This window comes from Amycolatopsis sp. NPDC005961, from assembly GCF_040629235.1.
In the GTDB taxonomy this organism is placed as follows: Bacteria; Actinomycetota; Actinomycetes; order Mycobacteriales; family Pseudonocardiaceae; genus Amycolatopsis; species Amycolatopsis camponoti.
Map to the genome: position 1 here is coordinate 75042 of NZ_JBEXVF010000024.1, position 16595 is coordinate 91636.

16 protein-coding genes are annotated in these 16595 nt (G+C 71.7%); 4 read left to right on the top strand and 12 right to left on the bottom strand.

Features of this window, described 5'->3' with window-relative positions; all coding sequences use genetic code 11:
• Window positions 1-270: 270 nt before the first annotated feature.
• Window positions 271-1077, top strand: coding sequence for a serine protease (locus ABZ342_RS22635; protein ID WP_360476198.1), 807 nt, complete (start codon window positions 271-273; stop codon window positions 1075-1077).
• 18 nt (window positions 1078-1095) lie between these two features.
• On the opposite strand, the gene ABZ342_RS22640 is transcribed toward ABZ342_RS22635, so the two are convergent.
• From ABZ342_RS22640 to ABZ342_RS22650, 3 genes are all read right to left on the bottom strand, one after another.
• On the bottom strand, window positions 1096-1746 hold the full coding sequence (locus ABZ342_RS22640; protein ID WP_360476201.1) for a hypothetical protein: 651 nt from the start codon (window positions 1744-1746) through the stop codon (window positions 1096-1098).
• A gap of 51 nt (window positions 1747-1797) precedes the next feature.
• Window positions 1798-2274 carry a hypothetical protein gene (locus ABZ342_RS22645; RefSeq protein ID WP_360476204.1) on the bottom strand — a complete coding sequence of 159 codons (477 nt, stop codon included), beginning with the start codon at window positions 2272-2274 and terminating at the stop codon, window positions 1798-1800.
• A 289-nt stretch (window positions 2275-2563) separates the two neighbouring features.
• Complete coding sequence (locus ABZ342_RS22650; protein ID WP_155547809.1) at window positions 2564-4861, bottom strand: sodium-translocating pyrophosphatase; 2298 nt, start codon at window positions 4859-4861, stop codon at window positions 2564-2566.
• A gap of 357 nt (window positions 4862-5218) precedes the next feature.
• Between ABZ342_RS22650 and ABZ342_RS22655 the strand changes: the two genes are divergently transcribed.
• On the top strand, window positions 5219-7867 hold the full coding sequence (locus ABZ342_RS22655) for a DEAD/DEAH box helicase (protein WP_360476313.1): 2649 nt from the start codon (window positions 5219-5221) through the stop codon (window positions 7865-7867).
• 84 nt (window positions 7868-7951) lie between these two features.
• Here the strand turns inward: ABZ342_RS22655 and ABZ342_RS22660 are convergent, their stop codons facing one another.
• Both ABZ342_RS22660 and ABZ342_RS22665 read right to left on the bottom strand, forming a co-directional pair.
• The gene (locus tag ABZ342_RS22660; RefSeq protein WP_155547810.1) at window positions 7952-8569 is read right to left on the bottom strand and encodes a bifunctional DNA primase/polymerase; all 618 of its coding nucleotides are present in this window, start codon (window positions 8567-8569) and stop codon (window positions 7952-7954) included.
• A gap of 572 nt (window positions 8570-9141) precedes the next feature.
• Window positions 9142-9474 carry an Rv3654c family TadE-like protein gene (locus tag ABZ342_RS22665; RefSeq protein ID WP_360476209.1) on the bottom strand — a complete coding sequence of 111 codons (333 nt, stop codon included), beginning with the start codon at window positions 9472-9474 and terminating at the stop codon, window positions 9142-9144.
• Between the two features lie 45 nt (window positions 9475-9519).
• Here ABZ342_RS22665 and ABZ342_RS22670 point away from each other — a divergent pair, with 45 nt between their 5' ends.
• On the top strand, window positions 9520-9837 hold the full coding sequence (locus ABZ342_RS22670) for a hypothetical protein (protein ID WP_360476212.1): 318 nt from the start codon (window positions 9520-9522) through the stop codon (window positions 9835-9837).
• Between the two features lie 178 nt (window positions 9838-10015).
• Here the strand turns inward: ABZ342_RS22670 and ABZ342_RS22675 are convergent, their stop codons facing one another.
• The 7 genes from ABZ342_RS22675 to ssd form a co-directional block, all read right to left on the bottom strand.
• Window positions 10016-10375 carry a TadE family type IV pilus minor pilin gene (locus ABZ342_RS22675; protein WP_360476215.1) on the bottom strand — a complete coding sequence of 120 codons (360 nt, stop codon included), beginning with the start codon at window positions 10373-10375 and terminating at the stop codon, window positions 10016-10018.
• Window positions 10372-10548: a DUF4244 domain-containing protein gene (locus ABZ342_RS22680; RefSeq protein WP_155547812.1), complete on the bottom strand. Its 177-nt coding sequence runs from the start codon at window positions 10546-10548 to the stop codon at window positions 10372-10374. Before ABZ342_RS22680 ends, ABZ342_RS22675 begins: the two co-directional genes overlap by 4 nt.
• 26 nt (window positions 10549-10574) lie before the next feature.
• Window positions 10575-11297, bottom strand: a complete 723-nt coding sequence (locus ABZ342_RS22685; RefSeq protein ID WP_360476219.1) for a type II secretion system F family protein — start codon at window positions 11295-11297, stop codon at window positions 10575-10577.
• Entirely contained in the window at window positions 11294-12052 is a 759-nt protein-coding gene (locus tag ABZ342_RS22690) for a type II secretion system protein (protein ID WP_360476222.1), read from the bottom strand. The genes ABZ342_RS22685 and ABZ342_RS22690 overlap by 4 nt, the downstream gene beginning before the upstream one ends.
• Window positions 12053-12116: 64 nt before the next feature.
• Window positions 12117-13271: a TadA family conjugal transfer-associated ATPase gene (locus ABZ342_RS22695; RefSeq protein ID WP_360476225.1), complete on the bottom strand. Its 1155-nt coding sequence runs from the start codon at window positions 13269-13271 to the stop codon at window positions 12117-12119.
• Entirely contained in the window at window positions 13268-13441 is a 174-nt protein-coding gene (locus ABZ342_RS22700) for a hypothetical protein (RefSeq protein WP_360476228.1), read from the bottom strand. The genes ABZ342_RS22695 and ABZ342_RS22700 overlap by 4 nt, the downstream gene beginning before the upstream one ends.
• On the bottom strand, window positions 13438-14511 hold the full coding sequence (gene ssd / locus ABZ342_RS22705) for a septum site-determining protein Ssd (RefSeq protein WP_360476231.1): 1074 nt from the start codon (window positions 14509-14511) through the stop codon (window positions 13438-13440). The genes ABZ342_RS22700 and ssd overlap by 4 nt, the downstream gene beginning before the upstream one ends.
• A 612-nt stretch (window positions 14512-15123) precedes the next feature.
• Between ssd and ABZ342_RS22710 the strand changes: the two genes are divergently transcribed.
• Window positions 15124-15954, top strand: a complete 831-nt coding sequence (locus ABZ342_RS22710; RefSeq protein ID WP_360476234.1) for an HAD family hydrolase — start codon at window positions 15124-15126, stop codon at window positions 15952-15954.
• Window positions 15955-16595 lie beyond the last annotated feature (641 nt).

Genomic DNA, 16595 nt, shown 5'->3' on the forward strand with positions numbered 1-16595 from the left:
CCCCTGGGGGTCCGGGCCCGTGTCTCGACCTGTCAGTGTGCACGCTGTTCCGGCCGGGACGGCGCGGAGGTGGCCCAACACGCCGCCGGTCCTGTGCCCAGCGCATCGCCGCTGACCTCGGCGATGTTTCCCCAACGTACCTGCCACGTGATTTCGGCCACGTCCCGCGCAGCCTAGCGCGTGACCGTCCGGATACCCTCCGTTCGACGGTGGTGGGGGCGGGGACGTCACCGCTTCACTGGTTTCCCCGCCCAGCCGAAAGGATCCGCCATGTCCCGACGCCTCCTCGGCGCCCTGCTCACCGCCGCGACCGCCACAGTATTACTGGGGACCACTCCGGCGAGTGCGGCCGCGGCGAACTTCGCCGGCACGGTAGCCCTGTCCAACTGCTCCGGTTCGGTGGTCAAGCCCGCCGCGACCCCCGACACCGCACCCGCGCTCGTGATGTCCAACGGGCACTGCCTCGAGACCGGGTTCCCCGGTCCCGGCCAGGTCATCACCAACCGGACGTCCAGCCGGACGTTCACGCTGCTCAACGCGAGCGGCGGCAACGCGGGCACGCTGCGGGCCAAGAAGATCGTCTACGGGACGATGACCGACACCGACGTGTCGCTCTACCAGCTCACCACCACCTACGCGCAGATCAAGTCGAGCTACGGGATCTCGCCGCTGGAGCTGTCCAACGCGCACCCGGCCGCCGGCATCGCGATCGACGTCGTCTCGGGCTACTGGAAGCGGATCTACTCCTGCAACGTCGACGGCTTCGTCTACCGGCTGAAGGAGGGCAGCTGGACCTGGAAGGACTCGATCCGCTACACGTCCGCCTGCCAGACCATCGGCGGCACGTCGGGCTCGCCGATCGTCTCCGGCGGCAAGGTCGTCGGCGTGAACAACACCGGCAACGAGGACGGCCAGCGGTGCACGGAGAACAACCCGTGCGAGGTCGACCAGGCCGGGAACGTCACCGTCCGCTACAAGACGAACTACGGCCAGGAGACCTACGGCATTCCCGCCTGCCTCACCGCGGCCAACGAAATCGCCCTCACCCAGGCCGGCTGCACCCTGCCCCGGCCCTGACGCGCCGCCCGCGCCCGGTCAGGCCGTGCTCGTCACGGCCTCCGGGTGCGGGACCGGCCGCGGCGCCGCGCCGGGCCACACCGCCTCGGCGCCCGGTGGCGGTTCCCCGATGAGCTCCAGCAGCGCCTCCAACCGGCGTTTCCCGGTGACCTTGACCGCCGGGACCTCGACCTTCGGGCCGGTCAGCTTCGCCGCGACGCCCAACGGCGTCAGCGCCTCGACCAGCCGCTCGTGCATGCCGGGCGCCAGCGGGTCGACGCCCAGCAGGTAGCCCTGCGTGCCGGGGCGGCCACTGGCCAGCGCCCACATCCGCAGCATCGCCCCGCTCAGCCGGAAGCCGTCCGGCACCGCCTTGCCCGAGTCGTCCTCGACCGGGCCCGCGCAGCCCTCACGCAGCCACCTCAGCGCCAGCGGGAGCAGGTCGACCCGGAACGACGTACGGACCTGTGGATTGCCGCAGTCGGCCTTCGAGACCTGGGCGTCCGCGCCGCGGCAGCGGAACTCGCGCGCCAGGATGTGTGCCCGCCACGGCTCCTCGACGACCACCGACAGCCGGGCGGCCGTGCGCCCGAAGCCGGTGATCTGGCCGTGGCAGCACAACAGCCCGGCCAGGTCACCCAGACCCGGCCCGCTGGCCTCGGCGGAAAAGAGGGAGATCGTCCGATCCACCGCGCCATACTAGAACACAAGTTCGATTCGTGGCGATAGTCACGCCGATCTTCACCGAGGCGGTTGATCCAGCTGACGGCAGGCGGGAGCGCGCTGCTCCGCCGCTTCGAGGGCTGGGACGTCCTTCAGGCCCTTGAGGTAGTCGAGCGCGTCGATGCGGTCCAGCGTGGCCTTGGCCTCGCCGAGGGCCTCCTTGGTCGCCGCCGCGTCGCCGCGGACGGCGTCGATGCGCTGACGCGCGTTCTCGGCGTGCTCACGGATGTCGGCGAACTGCCCGATGACGTCCTCACGGCCGCTGTCGGCCGACGGCACCGGTGGCGCGCCGAGCGCGTTCAGCCCGGCGAGGCTCTGGTCGAGCCCGCCGACCACCGAGGAAAGCAGGTCGCTGGAGGTCCGGGAGGCCTGCTGAGGCGTGCTCGGATCGACGACCGGCAACGCCGCCAGGGTGCGGACCAGGTGCGTCACCGCGCCGCAGTAGGAGTCCGCCCATCTCGCCGCGGGATCGGCCTGCGGCACCACGGTCGTCACCGACAGACCTTGGTCCCGCGCCGGCGCTTGCGCGGCTTGCTGCCCGCAACCGGCGATGCCGATGGTGATCGTCGCGGTTACGGCGGCGAAGACGGTTGACCGCGGCCGCACAAGACCTCCTGCTCGACGACGTCCCGGAAGGCCCGACGGTACCGACTCGGTGCCGCTTCGCAAGTCGCCGAGCCAGTGTGGGATGTCCCGACACGCCTCGGCGCTTTTCAGGAGCCCCGGGACGAACACAGGCCCGGCACGCGACGCTGCGTGCCGGGCCTGTGGACGGGGATGTGCGTCAGGCCTTGATCTCCGTCGGGGAGTCGGTCAGGACCGTCCCCCGGCGCTTCGACACCACGATCGCCGCCACGATCACGGCGACCGCGACGAGCGAGATGATGATGCGCACCGCGGTGTTCTCGTCCGGGCCGATCGAGAACTGGACGACGGCGGGCGCGATCAGCACCGAGACCAGGTTCATCACCTTGATCAGCGGGTTGATCGCGGGGCCGGCGGTGTCCTTGAACGGGTCACCCACGGTGTCACCGATGATGGTGGCCTCGTGCGCGGACGAGCCCTTGCCACCGTGGTTGCCGTCCTCGACCAGCTTCTTCGCGTTGTCCCACGCGCCACCGGAGTTGGCGAGGAAGATCGCCATCAGGGTGCCGCAGGCGATCGCGCCGGCCAGGTAGCCGGCGAGCGCGCCGGTGCCCAGGCCGAAGCCGACCGCGATGGGGGCGAAGACCGCCAGCAGACCCGGCGTCGTCAGCTCACGCAGCGAGTCGCGCGTGACGATGTCGACGACCTTGCCGTACTCGGGGCGGGTGGTGCCCTCCATGATCCCCGGGATGTCGCGGAACTGGCGACGGACCTCGTAGACGACCGCGCCGGCGGCGCGGGAGACCGCGTTGACGGCGAGACCGGAGAACATGAACACGACGGCCGCACCGATGATGACGCCGACCAGCGTGTTCGGGCTGACGATCGAGTTGACGAACGACTTCGTCGCGTCGAGGCCGGTGACGACGCCGTTGCCCATGCCCGACAGCGTCTTCGTGATCGCGTCGGAGTAGGAGCCGAAGAGCGCGGTCGCCGCGAGGACGGCCGTCGCGATCGCGATGCCCTTGGTGATGGCCTTGGTGGTGTTGCCCACCGCGTCCAGCTCCGTGAGGATCTGCGCGGCCTTCTCGTCGACGTCGCCCGACATCTCGGCGATGCCCTGCGCGTTGTCCGAAACCGGGCCGAACGTGTCCATCGCGACGATGACGCCGACGGTGGTCAGCAGGCCGGTACCGGCCAGCGCCACGGCGAACAGCGCGACGCCGCCGCCCAGCAGGTACGCACCGAACACGGCCGCGCCGATCACCAGCGCGGTGTAGACGGCGGACTCGAAACCGACCGAGATGCCCGAGAGGATGACGGTCGCGCCACCGGTCTCCGACGTCTGCGCGACGTCCTTGACCGGCTTGTACTCGGTGCCGGTGTAGTAGCCGGTCAGCTTCAGGATGACCGCCGCGAGCACGATGCCGATGATCACCGCGATGGTCGCGATGACCGCCGGGTTACCCGAGTTCTCGAAGCCCGCGCCGAAGTCGGAGAAGCTGCTCGGCAGGTACACGAACGCCGCGATCGCCGACAGCACCGCGGAAATGACCGCGGAGATGTAGAAGGAGCGGTTGATCGTGACCAGACCGCCCTCACCCGGGCGCGCCTTGGTGATGTAGACACCGATGACCGCGGTGATGACACCGATGGCCGGCACGATGAGCGGGAAGATCAGGCCGTGCACGCCGAAGGCGGTGCTGCCCAGGATCAGCGCGGCGACCAGCATGACGGCGTAGGACTCGAAGAGGTCCGCGGCCATGCCGGCGCAGTCGCCGACGTTGTCGCCCACGTTGTCCGCGATGGTCGCGGCGTTGCGGGGGTCGTCCTCGGGGATGCCCTGCTCGACCTTGCCGACCAGGTCCGCGCCGACGTCGGCGGCCTTGGTGAAGATACCGCCGCCGACACGCATGAACATCGCGATCAGGGCGGCGCCGAAGCCGAAGCCCTCGAGCACCTTGGGCGCCTGGCCGGTGTAGACCAGCACGACGACCGCGGCACCGAAGAGGCCGAGACCGACGGTGATCATGCCGACCACGCCACCGGTGCGGAACGCGACGCGCATCGCGATCTCGCGGCCGCCTTCCTCACGCGACGCGGCGGCCACGCGCAGGTTCGCCTGCGTGGCCAGCCACATGCCGAGGTAGCCGATCGCGAACGAGAACGCCGCACCGACCAGGAAGAAGATCGAACGACCGATCTTCTCGTTCCAGTCGTCGGCGGGAAGTGCGAAGAGCAGGAGGAACACGATCACGCCGAAAATGGCGAGGGTGTTCCGCTGCCGCTTGAGGTAAGCGGCCGCACCTTCCTGCACCGCCTTGGCGATGTCCTGCATCTTGGCGGTGCCCTGGCCCGCGGCCAGCACCTCCTTGAGCAGGACGTAGCCGATGACGAGTGCGGCAAGCGCGACCACGGCGACTACACCGACAATCGTGTAGCCACCTCCGGTGAGCGCAATACTGCCTGCGCCCTCCGCGAGGAACTGCCGTGACATTCGTCCTCCAGGAGACGTCGCCGATCGCCAGCGTCGACGAGCCGAGGGTTCGACACGGCCGGCGCTGGCATGGACCCTGTACGGAGCGACACGCTAGCCGGGCAGCAACGCACGTCTCACATGACGCTCACCACAGAGGGTGTGGATTGCGGGAGTGTATTGGTATCGCAACCAGCGTCTTCACGCCGTCCCGGTGACGGTACATTCCGTTACCTTGTGAGGCTCCTCACTTGATCGATCACTCATCCGCCGATCCGTTGGCGCGGTTGAGGATCGCTCGGGGATGCGAGAACTGTCGGACCCCTGTGCGAAGCTCGGCTGGTGGACGACTCACGGGGACGGCGGCTGCTGGGGCGGGTGACCGCCGGCATCCCGTCGCGCGAGGATCCGGTCACGCACGTCGCGGACCTGCCGGGCCGAAACGCGCGTTACGCAGAGTGGCCGTCGTGGGTGGATCCGGCCGTCGTGACTGCGCTGCGTGACTGCGGCGTCTCGGCCCCTTGGACGCACCAGGCGGAGGCGGCTTCGCACGCGTACGAGGGTCGCCACGTCGTGATTTCGACCGGCACGGCGTCGGGAAAGTCGCTGGCCTACCAGCTGCCGGTGCTGTCCCGGCTGGCCGCGGGCGAGAAGGCGAACGCGCTGTACCTGTCGCCGACCAAGGCGCTGGGAGCGGACCAGCTGCGGTCCGTGTCCTCTTTGGACATCCCGGGCGTGCGGGCGGCGTCGTTCGACGGGGACACGCCGATGGTGGAGCGCGACTGGGTGCGCGCGCACGCCAACTGGGTGTTCACCAACCCGGACATGCTGCACCGCGGGATCCTTTCGCAGCACGGGCGGTGGGCCCCGTTCTTCCGGCGGCTCGGCTGCGTGGTGGTCGACGAGTGCCACAGCTACCGGGGCGTCTTCGGCTCCCATGTCGCGCTGCTGCTTCGCCGGCTTCGGCGCGTTGCCGAGCATTACGGCGCTTCGCCGGTCTTCGTGCTCGCTTCGGCGACGACGGCTTCGCCGGCTTCGTTCGCTTCGCGGTTGACGGGGGTGCCTTGTCTCGCCGTGACGGATGACGCCTCTCCACGCGGCGCCCGGACGGTCGCGTTGTGGGAGCCGCCCTTGCTGGAGGAGCTGACCGGGGAGAACGGCGCGCCGGTCCGGCGTTCGGCGGGCGCGGAGACGTCGCGGATCCTGGCCGACCTGGTCGTCGAAGGCGCGCGGTCACTGGCGTTCATCCGGTCGCGGCGGGGCGCGGAGCTGGCCGCGCTGGGTGCGCGTCGCATATTGTCCGAAGTGGACCCCGCATTGGTGGAAACTGTTGCGGCGTATAGGTCTGGCTATCTTCCGGAAGAGCGTCGGGCGCTGGAAGCGGCGTTGCTGACGGGGCGCCTGCTGGGTGTCGCGACGACCAACGCGCTGGAGCTCGGCGTCGACATCGCGGGGCTGGACGCGGTGGTGCTGGCCGGCTACCCGGGCACGCTCGCGTCGTTCTGGCAGCAGGCCGGGCGGGCGGGCCGCTCGGGCGATTCGGCGCTGGTGGTATTCGTGGCGCGGGACGATCCGCTCGACACGTACCTGGTGCACCACCCGGCGGCGCTGCTCGACCGCCCGGTCGAGACGGCGGTGCTCGACCCGGCGAACCCGTACGTGCTGGCGCCGCAGCTCGCGTGCGCGGTGGCCGAGCTGCCGCTGACCCTCCCGGAACTGGAGATGTTCGGCGGCGCGGCGGCGCAGGAGGTGCTGACCGAGCTGGCGGAGCAGCAGTTGCTGCGGCGCCGGTCGAGCGGCTGGTACTGGACGTCCCGGGAACGGCCGCACGCCGAAGTCGGGATCCGCGGGACGGGCGGCGAGCAGATCGCGGTGGTCGAGTCGGACTCCGGGCGGATGCTGGGAACGGTCGATCCGGGGTCGGCGTGCTTCGCGGTCCACCCCGGCGCGGTGTACCTGCACCAGGGGTCGTCGTACGTGGTCGACGAGCTGGACCTGGATCAGGGGCTGGCGATGGTGCACGCGGAGAACCCGGACTGGACGACGACGCCGCGCGAGATCGTGGACATCGCGGTGCTGAGCACGCAGGAGAAGCAGGAGTTCGGCGGGGTGAGCGTGTGCCTCGGCGAGGTGGCGGTGACGTCCCAGGTGGTCGGCTACCTGCGGCGACGTCCGTCGGGTGAGGTGCTGGACCACACGCCGCTCGACCTGCCGGAGCAGAGTCTGCGCACGCGGGCGGTTTGGTACACGATCTCGTCGGGGTTGCTCGGGACCGATGGAGTGCGAGCGCCGCGGGCTTCGGGCGCTGGTGGTTCGCGCGGGTCCGGTGATGACGGTGGCCTGGCGACTTCGGGCGACTCTGACGGCTCGGCGACTGCCGGCGGTCCGGCACCCTCGGGTGAGTCGATCGCTTCGGCCGGCGCTGCGACGGCGGGCGGCTTGGCGACTTCGAGCGGCTCGGGCGTTGCGGCCGGCACCGCGACTGATGGTCGCTTGAGCGGCTCGGGCATTTCGGCTGATGGCGAGGCGGGGACCGGGGGCCATCGGGTGGGGACCGAATCTGTGGGGCCGGTGGGGACCGGGGAGGAATCCCTGGCGAACGGTCGGGGGCCCGTTCACGAGGGTGGCAGGGCACCGGGGAGTGCCGGATTGGTTCCGGCACGGGTCCCCGGTGCCCTGCATGCCGCCGAGCACGCGGCGATCGGCCTGCTACCGCTGTTCGCTACGTGCGACCGATGGGACATCGGCGGGGTGAGTACCGCGTGGCACGAAGACACCGGGGAGGCGACGGTGTTCGTGCATGACGGCCATCCCGGGGGTGCGGGATTTGCCGAACGCGGTTATGCCGCGATTGTCCCGTGGCTGGTCGCTACGCGGGAGGCGATCGTCTCCTGCGAGTGCCCGGCGGGATGCCCGTCCTGCGTCCAGTCGCCGAAGTGCGGGAACGGCAACGATCCGCTGGACAAGGCGGGGGCAGTGGCTGTCTTGAGCACCGTGCTCGGGGCGTTGCGTCAACACGGTGCCTAGACGGCCACTTTGGTGGTTCATGGAGTTGTGTCCTGCTCCGCCTCGGCCGGGTTGGGACCGGCCGGCGGCGGTCGTTCGGGTGGGTCAGGCCGCAGTGGTCTGAACCAGCTGCGCGGCGTCGGCACCGGCCAGGGCGCGGACGAGCACGTCGTGCACCTCGGCGGCGTCCGGCAGCTGCCAGCCGCAGACCTCGGGCTTGACGCGCCAGTGCACGACACCGTGCTGGAACGGCGACGGGGGCAGCGGGATGTAGCTGTCCTTGCCGTGCCACTGGATCGACGCGCGGGTCGCCAGCTCGGCCGGGATGTGGTCGGCGACGGTGGTGAGGAAGAGCCAGCGGCCGTTCGGCATCGCGACGATGGGCGCGGGGTGGCCGAGGGCGCGGAGCAGGCGGCAGGCGCGCTTGCCGAGTTCGTCGTCGACCTCGATGGCGTCGAGCACGGTGCCGGTCGCGACGAGCAGGCTGTGGGTGCGGTCGGAGAACCAGGTGGCGACTTCGTGGGCGTGGGTGCCGATCTGCTCGCGCCAGTGGTCACTGGCCGGGACCGGGCGTCGCCAGGTGAGGTCGTCGCCGCCGGTCAGCGGAGCGGGGTCGACACCCGGGAGCACCGGCCAGCCGCGCCAGGCGAGACCGATCGCCTCCGCCCGCAATTCGATGCGGAAGGCGCCGCGCCAGCTGTCCGGCCAATTCGCGTCCAACATTGTCTTTCCTGCCTTAGGGGATCTGGTTCTCCGCGACCCGTTAAACCCTGCCGTGGTGTCGCACATCTCACTTAACGGCAAGTTGCACATTGCCCGGAACCCCCACGCGACAACCGGTGGTTACGCGGCGATGAACGCCCGGTAGTCCCTACCGCCCGACCGAACCCGACGGCGCGGATCGACGGTGAACGGCAACCGCCCAAGGACCGTTCGTCGTGGGAAACCCCAGCGTCGAGAGCCCGTAAGCCACGCTGACGGGAGTCGGGGCGCCCCTTATCGGCCCAGGTGAGCGGGGGTTTCGACCGCTCGCCGTGCATGACCGACCGCTGCCCGTGACCATCCGCCGCTCATCGTCCACCCCGGCGGATCAGCCGGTCACCGTGGCATACCGACCGGTCGGCGTCCGCCGGGCGGCGGTGGTGAGTGGCGTCCCGGTGAACGGGTAGCCCCGGTTGACTTGGACGGCTGGAGCCGCCGCTAGGGGTGTGGCGGCCGGCATCGGGCGGAGGACCGCGGGCCGGTCAGCTACGAATGCGGGTGCTCGGGGTCCAGTGGTCGCGCGGGGCAGCCGCTCACGGTGGTGGGCCGGCGGGTCCGGCGCGGGCCCTCGCGGACGGGCCCGGCAGTCCGGCGAAGTCGAGACTCGGCGCCTGGACCTCGACGAAGGCATCCAGCCGCTGCCACCGGCAGGTCAGGAGGCTGACGGCCATCCGATCGGCAACCCACCGGGCACGCTCGCAGGCTCGGACCGGACCATCCGCGGCGTGCGAGGCGGCGGCGAGCGCGCCCAGGTCGGCGGCGCTCTCCGCCCGGTGGCGGGCGAGGACCGCCGCGCCGAGCCAGCAGCCGAGGACCGCCACTCCCGCCAGCGCGGCCACCGCCATGGCTGTCCAGATGGTGGCCACGCCGCCGTCCTGCCGGGCGGGGCACTGCCGGCCGACGGTGTTCCGGTGGCCAGCCCGACCCTGCTCAGTACAGACGTGCCGAACCACGCGCTGCCGACCGACGGTGCTCTGGTGATCGGCAAGGCACGGGTCAGTACAAACGTGCCGAGCCGCGCGCGGCCGACCGACGGCGCTCCGGCGATCGGCAAGGCACGGGTCAGCGCTGACATGCAGCGCCGCTCGTTGCCGACCGGCAACGTTCCCGCCAGCCCGGGCCATCTCAGCGCTCCCCTGCGATGCCGCGCGCTGCCATCCGGCGGCGGCCTGGCTGCGGGACCTGGCCGCCTTGGTGCCTTCCTGGCGAGCCACGTGCCGGCGGCCTGACTGACCCATCGCAGTGCTGACCTGCCGGGGCTCGCGCGGCTGACCGGTGGTGGTCTGGCGGGACCGTCCCGAATCGGTGCTGTCCTGACGGGTTGCGAGCCGGCCACCTGCGGCGTTCTGGTGGTCGGGTCGGCTGGGCTTCCTACTGTCATCCGGGCGCTGGGCGTCTTGGCTTGCGTCACCCTGTCGCATCGGGGGCCTCCACGCCTGGCTCTGCCACTGCGTACGCCGTTGCGTTCAGGTCGATCGCCGGGAGCAGGCCTCCTGTTGGGTGGGCACTTACCTTCACCGTTATCGCGTCGCCGGTTCGGTGGGCTTCCAGGTTCGCGCCTGGTGGGGCTATCTGGTGTACCGCTGCCGCTGCCTCGTGGGGCTGGCCTCTGGCCAGGAGGCGCGCTGCCTCGTGGGCCGCGTCCGTGCAGCGCAGCTGGCTTGTCAGGAGCGTTAGACCCGCTACCAGCAGGACGGTCACCACCGTCAGGCCCGCCAGGCCGAGCGCCGCTTCGACCGTCACCGCGCCTTCGTCGTCGCCGGTCATGATGGGACCGTCAGGGCCTTCATGACCAGGCTTGTCAGCCATGAGACCACCGAGTCACCGGTGAGGAGCGTGTAGAGGACAGCCGCGAACGCTGCGACGGCGACCGTGACTATCGCGTACTCCACCGTGGTGGAGCCGTCGTCGGGCGCTGGGCTGCGGTGGGACGTGCGCATGGGACTTCCTTCGGTGGTTGTCGGGGTCAGAAGAGCGGGCCGAGGCGGGTGGCCAGGCCGAGGACTACCGGGAGGACGCCCAGGCAGAAGAAAGCCGGCAGGAAACACAGGCCGACCGGGAGCGCCAGCGCCACCCCGGCTCGTTCCGCGCGCTCCTCTGCCTCGGTGGCCAGCTCCTCGCGGAAGCGTCCGGCCAGGTCGGTGTTCGCCGCGGCGAACGCCGCGCCCGAGCGGGACGTCCGGATCGCCGTGGCCGCCAGTTCGCCGAGGCCCGGAATGGCCTTCACCGGCGCCCAGGCCTCTTCCGGACCGGAGCCGAGGGCGAGCAGGCCGGCGGTCGAGCGCAGTGCCGCACCTGCCGCGGCCGGCGCGGTGTCCGCCACCGCGTCGAGGGCCGACGGGACCGGTAGCCCGGCGCGGAGGCAGGCCGCGAGGAGATCGAGCGTTCCGGCGAGGCGGAGCTTGGCCGCCAGGTCGACGGTGGGTGCTCGTGGCTGCCGGGTGCGGCGGATCGCCCACCAGCCGGCCGCGGTCGCCAGCGCACCTGCGACCACTCCGGGCAGTCCGCCCATGAGCACTGCCGTCGATACGCCGCCCAGGGTGATCGCCAGGTGCGGGACCGCTCGGGACCACTTACGTGGTTCGGGGCTCGCGCTGCCGGCCAGCCAGGTGAAGCGCCGGGCGGTGGCTGAGTCGCTTGGCCAGATGAGGAGACCCGCGGCGAAGAGAAGGAGCGCGGCCGGGTTCATCGGAGTCGCACCCGGCCCGTCAGGGCACGGCACCAGGCCGTTCCGGCCCAGAGCAGGATGCTGCCGGCCACGAGCAGCAGCTGGCCTGGCGCGCTTTCCGTCAGCACGGGCAGCGGAGACGCGCCCATCGCCTGGCCGAGCACTACGCACAACGCGGGCAGGCAGGTAAGGACCGCCGCACTGGCTCGGGGACCTGCCAGCTTCGCGCGCGCCCGGCGGGCGAATGTCAGGCTTGCTTCGGCGTCGCAGCGGGCCGCGTTCAGGACGTCCGCCATCGGCAGGCCGTAGCGCTTGCCCAGCGTCCAGGCCGCGGCCAGCTCCGGGAGGGCCGGTGCCCGCAGCTCGCCGTCGAGGCGGGCCGACGTCGCCAGCGCGTGGAGGTCGCCCGACACCGCCGGGACGACCTCGGCCGCCGCTTCCGCCGCCGTCACCGGGTGGGCGCCGGAGCGCAGTTCGGACACCATCGTGCGCAAGGCCGTCGCGGTGTGGGCCGCCATCTCGAGGTCCGCGGTCGCCCGCCGGTGGGCTTGCCGCTCCTGGCGCCACGCCAACGTCAGCACGCCGGCGGCGATCGCGCCCCCGGCTCCGGCGAGCAAGCCCGCGACGGCCGCCGGGAGCAGCCAGCGGACCACGGCCCACACGTCCGGGATGCGGACCGTCGCCGGCTGCTCGACCGCGGCTTGGAGCCGGGTCGGTGCCGCCGGCCAGCACGCCAAGGCGGCGCCGACGCAGAGCGGGAACCACGCCGTGATCATCGCGGGCTCCTTCTCCGGCGCGGGAAGATGTTCACCAGCAGGGAGATGCGCACGAGCAGCAGGATCAGCACGCGAGCGCTCCCTTCGTGACGAACAGGTGCCGGTCGACCGTCCAGCGGCCCGCGCGCCACACCGGGACGACTCGCGCCCGGCCGTGTTCCGAGCGGAGCACGCCGACCTCCGCGAGACGGCGTCGGCCGCCGGGCTCGCGTCGCATGTGGAGGACTACGCGGATCGCCGCGACGAGCTGGCTGTGCACCGCTTCGCGGCCCAAGCCGCCGAGGGCCGCCAGTGCCTCGATGCGGGCCGGTACCTCGGCCGGCGAGTTCGCGTGGACCGTGCACGCGCCGCCGTCGTGGCCCGTGTTCAAGGCCGTGAGCAAGGCACCGACCTCGGCGCCGCGGACCTCCCCGACCACCAGGCGGTCGGGACGCATGCGCAGCGCCTGCCGGACGAGCTCCGGCAGCTCCACCGCGCCCGCACCCTCCACATTGGCCGGGCGGGCGACGAGGCTGACGAACTGCGGGTGCGCGGGCTGCAGTTCACCGGCGTCCTCGACGCAGACGATCCGCTCGGCCGGGTCGACGGCGCCGAGCAGGGCGGCCAGGAGCGTCGTCTTACCCGCGCCGGTGCCGCCCGTGACGAGGAACGCCATCCGCCGTGAGACGACCATCTCCAGCAGCTTCGCGCCGTTCGCGTCGAACGCGCCCAGCTCCCGCAACGTCGTGAGGTCGTGCGTCGCCGGACGGAGGACGCGCAGCGACAGGCAGGTGCCGCCGGCCGCGACCGGGGGCAGGACGGCGTGTACGCGGACGCGGCCGTGCGGGCCGGCGCCGGGCAGCCAGCCGTCCACATAGGGCTGTGCGTCGTCGAGCCGGCGGCCCGCCGCGAGCGCGAGGCGCTGGGCGAGGCGGCGGACGGCTTCTTCGCCGCCGGTGAACCGGATTCCGGTGCGGGTGAGGCCGTCCGGACCGTCCGTCCAGACCTCGTCCGGGCCGGTGACCAGTACGTCGGTCGTCGCCGGGTTCTCGAGGAGCGGCGCCAGCGGGCCGGCGCCGACGAACTCGTCGCGGGCCAGGCGGGCCGCGTCGAGCACGGCGTCGTGGCCGAGGGCACCGCCGGCTTCCGCGCGGACCGCCGTCGCGACGGCGACCGGGTCGGCTTGACGGCGATCGCCAGCGAGGCGGTTGCGGACGCGGTCCACGAAGTCGGTAGTCATGACTTCGCCGCCTCGGTCCGGCTGCGGAGGGCTGTCACCCGGGTGCCGGCCAGCACGGCCAGGAAGTTCTCCGCGCTCACCGGGCCGCGGCCGGCGAGGGTCAGGACCGTGGGCAGCAGAAGCTCGGCCACCCTCAGCGGCGGGCCCGGTGGGCGGAGCCGGGCGGTCATCGGGCCGCCGCCCGGGCCTCGCGACGCGCCACGGCCAGGACGTCGGCGGCCGCCGTCGCCAGCGGGCCGGACGGCTTGGCCGGGAACTCGCCGCGCTCGATCGCCACCGGTAAGCCCCGCTCCGGAGCCATCGACGCCAGCAGGGGCGGGCCGAGGAGACCGGCCGTCCGGACGGGCGAGACGCCGGCCCGGGACCGTCCACACGCGACCACACCCAGGCGGGCCGTGAGTTCCGACAGGGGCCGGAGCACCTGCTTCGCCGCCATGCAGGCGCGGAACTCCACGGGCACCACCAAGACCACTAGGTCGGCTACGGCGACCGCTTCCGCCGCCGCCTCGCCCAAGGTGCGCGGGAGGTCGCAGACCACGGTGCGACCCGCACGACGCCCGGCCGCGAGGACGGCCGACAGGGACTCGACCGCCGGGCCTTCGCCCTCCCGGCCGCACGCCAGCACCGGCAGGCTGCCGCCGCGATGCCTCCGCTGCGGGAGCGCAGCGGCCAGTGCCGGTACCGAGACGCGGCCGCTCAGCCGCACCTCCGACCAGCGTGGCCCTGGCGCCTTTTCCAGGCCCAGCAACAGGTCCAGGCCACCGCCGAGCGGGTCGCAGTCCACCAGCAGGGCGCCGCCCGGATCCCGGTCGGCCGCCAGCGCCAGCGTCGCCGCGAAGACGGACGCGCCCGCGCCGCCCCGGCCGCCGACCACGGCGAGCACCAGGCCGGCTTCCTCCGCCGGGGTCTCGACGACGTCGGCGAACGCGCCGGCGAGCTCGGTTTCCTCCTCGGGCAACGAGATCACGCGCTCGACGCCGACGCGGAACGCGTGCTCCCACGTCCGGGTCCCCGGGCTGCCCTTGCAGACCAGGAGGATCCCGCCCCGCCGGGGCAGGACGGGCGAAAGCCGGGCGGCTTCTTCGTCGAGGACCACCAGTGGGGCCTGGGCCCAATGCCCGCGGGCCGCCGTCAGGTCCGGTGCCCGGTCGAGCTCGCAGCCCGCGACCGCGGCCACCCGCAGGATCTCGTCGAGCACGGTTTCGTCCGCGGCGACCACGATTGGTCGTTCCCCCGTCATGCGTTGCTCCCCCGTCGTCGGTGCGGGCCGTGGGTGGCCCGGGTTCCACCGTCGCGGGGGGCGGGCCGGGGGCGCAATGGGCCGGGCGGGCAGCTGTGGACAACCGGGGTGTTGTGGACAACTGCCGCCCCGCGGACGGCTCGTGGACCGGTTCTGCCGGTGGTCTGTGGCAGGATCGCGCCCGCCCGCGACGCACGCGCGGCGGAAAACGCGGGAAATACCCGCGTCCGAAGATTCCTCCGCGCCGAAGAAATGGCGAACCGGCTCGCGGAAACGGAATCGAGAAAGGTAAGCGGAAGGCAAGACGACGCGCACCGAGGGGCGCGAGCGGAAAGGTAAGAAGAAGGTTAAGAGGGCGGCCCCCGCCAGGGGGGAGGGACGGGGGCCGCCGTGGGTTCAGCCCCGGGGGGTCGGACTGAACCGGCCCGGTTGGACACCGGGCTCCCTCACTGTAACTCCGCCGGTGGCCGGTTCGCGCACCGGGCGAGGCACACAGTTCGATAACGGCACGGCGCGCCGGAAGTGCCTTCCTGTCATGGATTTTCCGCCCGACACGGCACGCAGGTGGTGGATCAACGGGACGTGCCGCGATCAAGCTCTTATCCTGGGCATGTGGCCGAACCGAGCAGCGCCCCGTCGCGCATCCGGAACCCGGGCCCGGAGCACGCGGTGGCCGCGTTCTTCGACCTGGACAAGACGATCATCGCCTCGTCGAGCGCGCTGGCGTTCAGCAAACCATTGCTCAAAGAAGGATTGATCAACCGTCGCGCCGCGTTGCGAAGCGCCTACGCGCAGCTGGTGTTTTCCCTCGCCGGCGCCGACGAGAACAAGACCGAGCGGCTGCGGGCCGAGGTTTCCGCGCTCTGCGCCGGCTGGGACGTCGCGCAGGTTTCGTCGATCGTCCGGGAAACCCTGCACGACGTCGTCGATCCGCTCGTGTACGTGGAGGCGGCCGAACTGATCGCGCGGCACCGCGAAGACGGGCACGACGTCATCGTGCTGTCGGCGACCGGCGAGGAGGTCGTCGCGCCGGTGGCGGAAATGCTCGGCGCGACCCAGAGCGTCGCCACGCGGATGCAGATCGTCGACGGCCGCTACTCCGGCGAAGTCGACTTCTACTGCTACGGCGCCAACAAAGCCGTCGCCGCGAAGCAGCTCGCCGCCACGCACGGCTACGACCTCGCCGAGTGCTTCGCCTACACCGATTCGAGCACCGACATCCCGCTGCTCGAGGTCGTCGGGCACCCGCACGCGGTCAACCCGGACAAGCTCCTGCGGCGCGAGGCCCTCGACCGTGGCTGGCCGATCCTGGCCTTCGACCGGCCCATGTCGCTGCGCAGCCGGATCCCGACACGATCGGCGGGAATGGTGGCCCTCGGCGTCGGCGCGGTGGCCGCCGGAGCGACCTGGTACGGCCTCAATCGTCGCCGTCGGTCCCGGTAGCCGCCCGGGCCGCCACCCACACGGCCGTACGGTCTCCGCTTTGCTTGGCCCAGCCCCGAATTGTCCGTCGCGGAGGGTGCCCGTGTCACCCGATCCAGCCTCTGTACCGGTGCACCCATCCGCGCACTTGAAGTGACCGGGCTCACGGCGTAGAAAGTAGGTGCGGACGTTCGGTCGGCCAGGGAACAGGTAGAAGAGAAGCCTGTTCCACCCCGGCAAACCTCCGTGCGCGGACTCCGGGTACCCACGCGCAGCGCGCCGCGGGAGGCTCGTCGTCTAGGGACTGCGTAGCGGGACGCCGCACGCCGAGTCCATGTAGGTACGACCAGAGTTGCACGCTTGGTCGCCCGAGAAGTTCGCGCTTGCAGGCGGCGCCCGTTGGCCCTTGGCCACGGGCGCCGCCTCGTTTATGTCCGGGGTAGGGCGGAACAGCCCCCGCCGCACCACCCGTTCGGCCCCCTCGCACCTTGCGAACGGCGACTTTCTTACCGATCCGGGTACGAACTCCTCCGTTGGTGCGGTCGGTCGATGGACATCGACGGATTCGGTGAGTAGCTTCCCGATATTGGCGCTTCCGAGTGGACTTCTGACGTCCGCCGAGCGCCGGCAACTTTCTGGGAGGCTGGTCGTGACGACCCGAA

Bases quoted from the DNA above. Each gene is read 5' to 3' on its own strand.
- ABZ342_RS22650 (WP_155547809.1), bottom strand. From the start codon at position 4,861: ATGTCACGGCAGTTCCTCGCGGAGGGCGCAGGCAGTATTGCGCTCACC.
- ABZ342_RS22685 (WP_360476219.1), bottom strand. From the start codon at position 11,297: ATGAACCCGGCCGCGCTCCTTCTCTTCGCCGCGGGTCTCCTCATCTGG.
- ABZ342_RS22690 (WP_360476222.1), bottom strand. From the start codon at position 12,052: ATGATCACGGCGTGGTTCCCGCTCTGCGTCGGCGCCGCCTTGGCGTGC.
- ABZ342_RS22660 (WP_155547810.1), bottom strand. From the start codon at position 8,569: ATGTTGGACGCGAATTGGCCGGACAGCTGGCGCGGCGCCTTCCGCATC.
- ABZ342_RS22700 (WP_360476228.1), bottom strand. From the start codon at position 13,441: ATGACCGCCCGGCTCCGCCCACCGGGCCCGCCGCTGAGGGTGGCCGAG.
- ssd (WP_360476231.1), bottom strand. From the start codon at position 14,511: ATGACGGGGGAACGACCAATCGTGGTCGCCGCGGACGAAACCGTGCTC.
- ABZ342_RS22635 (WP_360476198.1), top strand. From the start codon at position 271: ATGTCCCGACGCCTCCTCGGCGCCCTGCTCACCGCCGCGACCGCCACA.
- ABZ342_RS22680 (WP_155547812.1), bottom strand. From the start codon at position 10,548: ATGCGCACGTCCCACCGCAGCCCAGCGCCCGACGACGGCTCCACCACG.
- ABZ342_RS22695 (WP_360476225.1), bottom strand. From the start codon at position 13,271: ATGACTACCGACTTCGTGGACCGCGTCCGCAACCGCCTCGCTGGCGAT.
- ABZ342_RS22675 (WP_360476215.1), bottom strand. From the start codon at position 10,375: ATGACCGGCGACGACGAAGGCGCGGTGACGGTCGAAGCGGCGCTCGGC.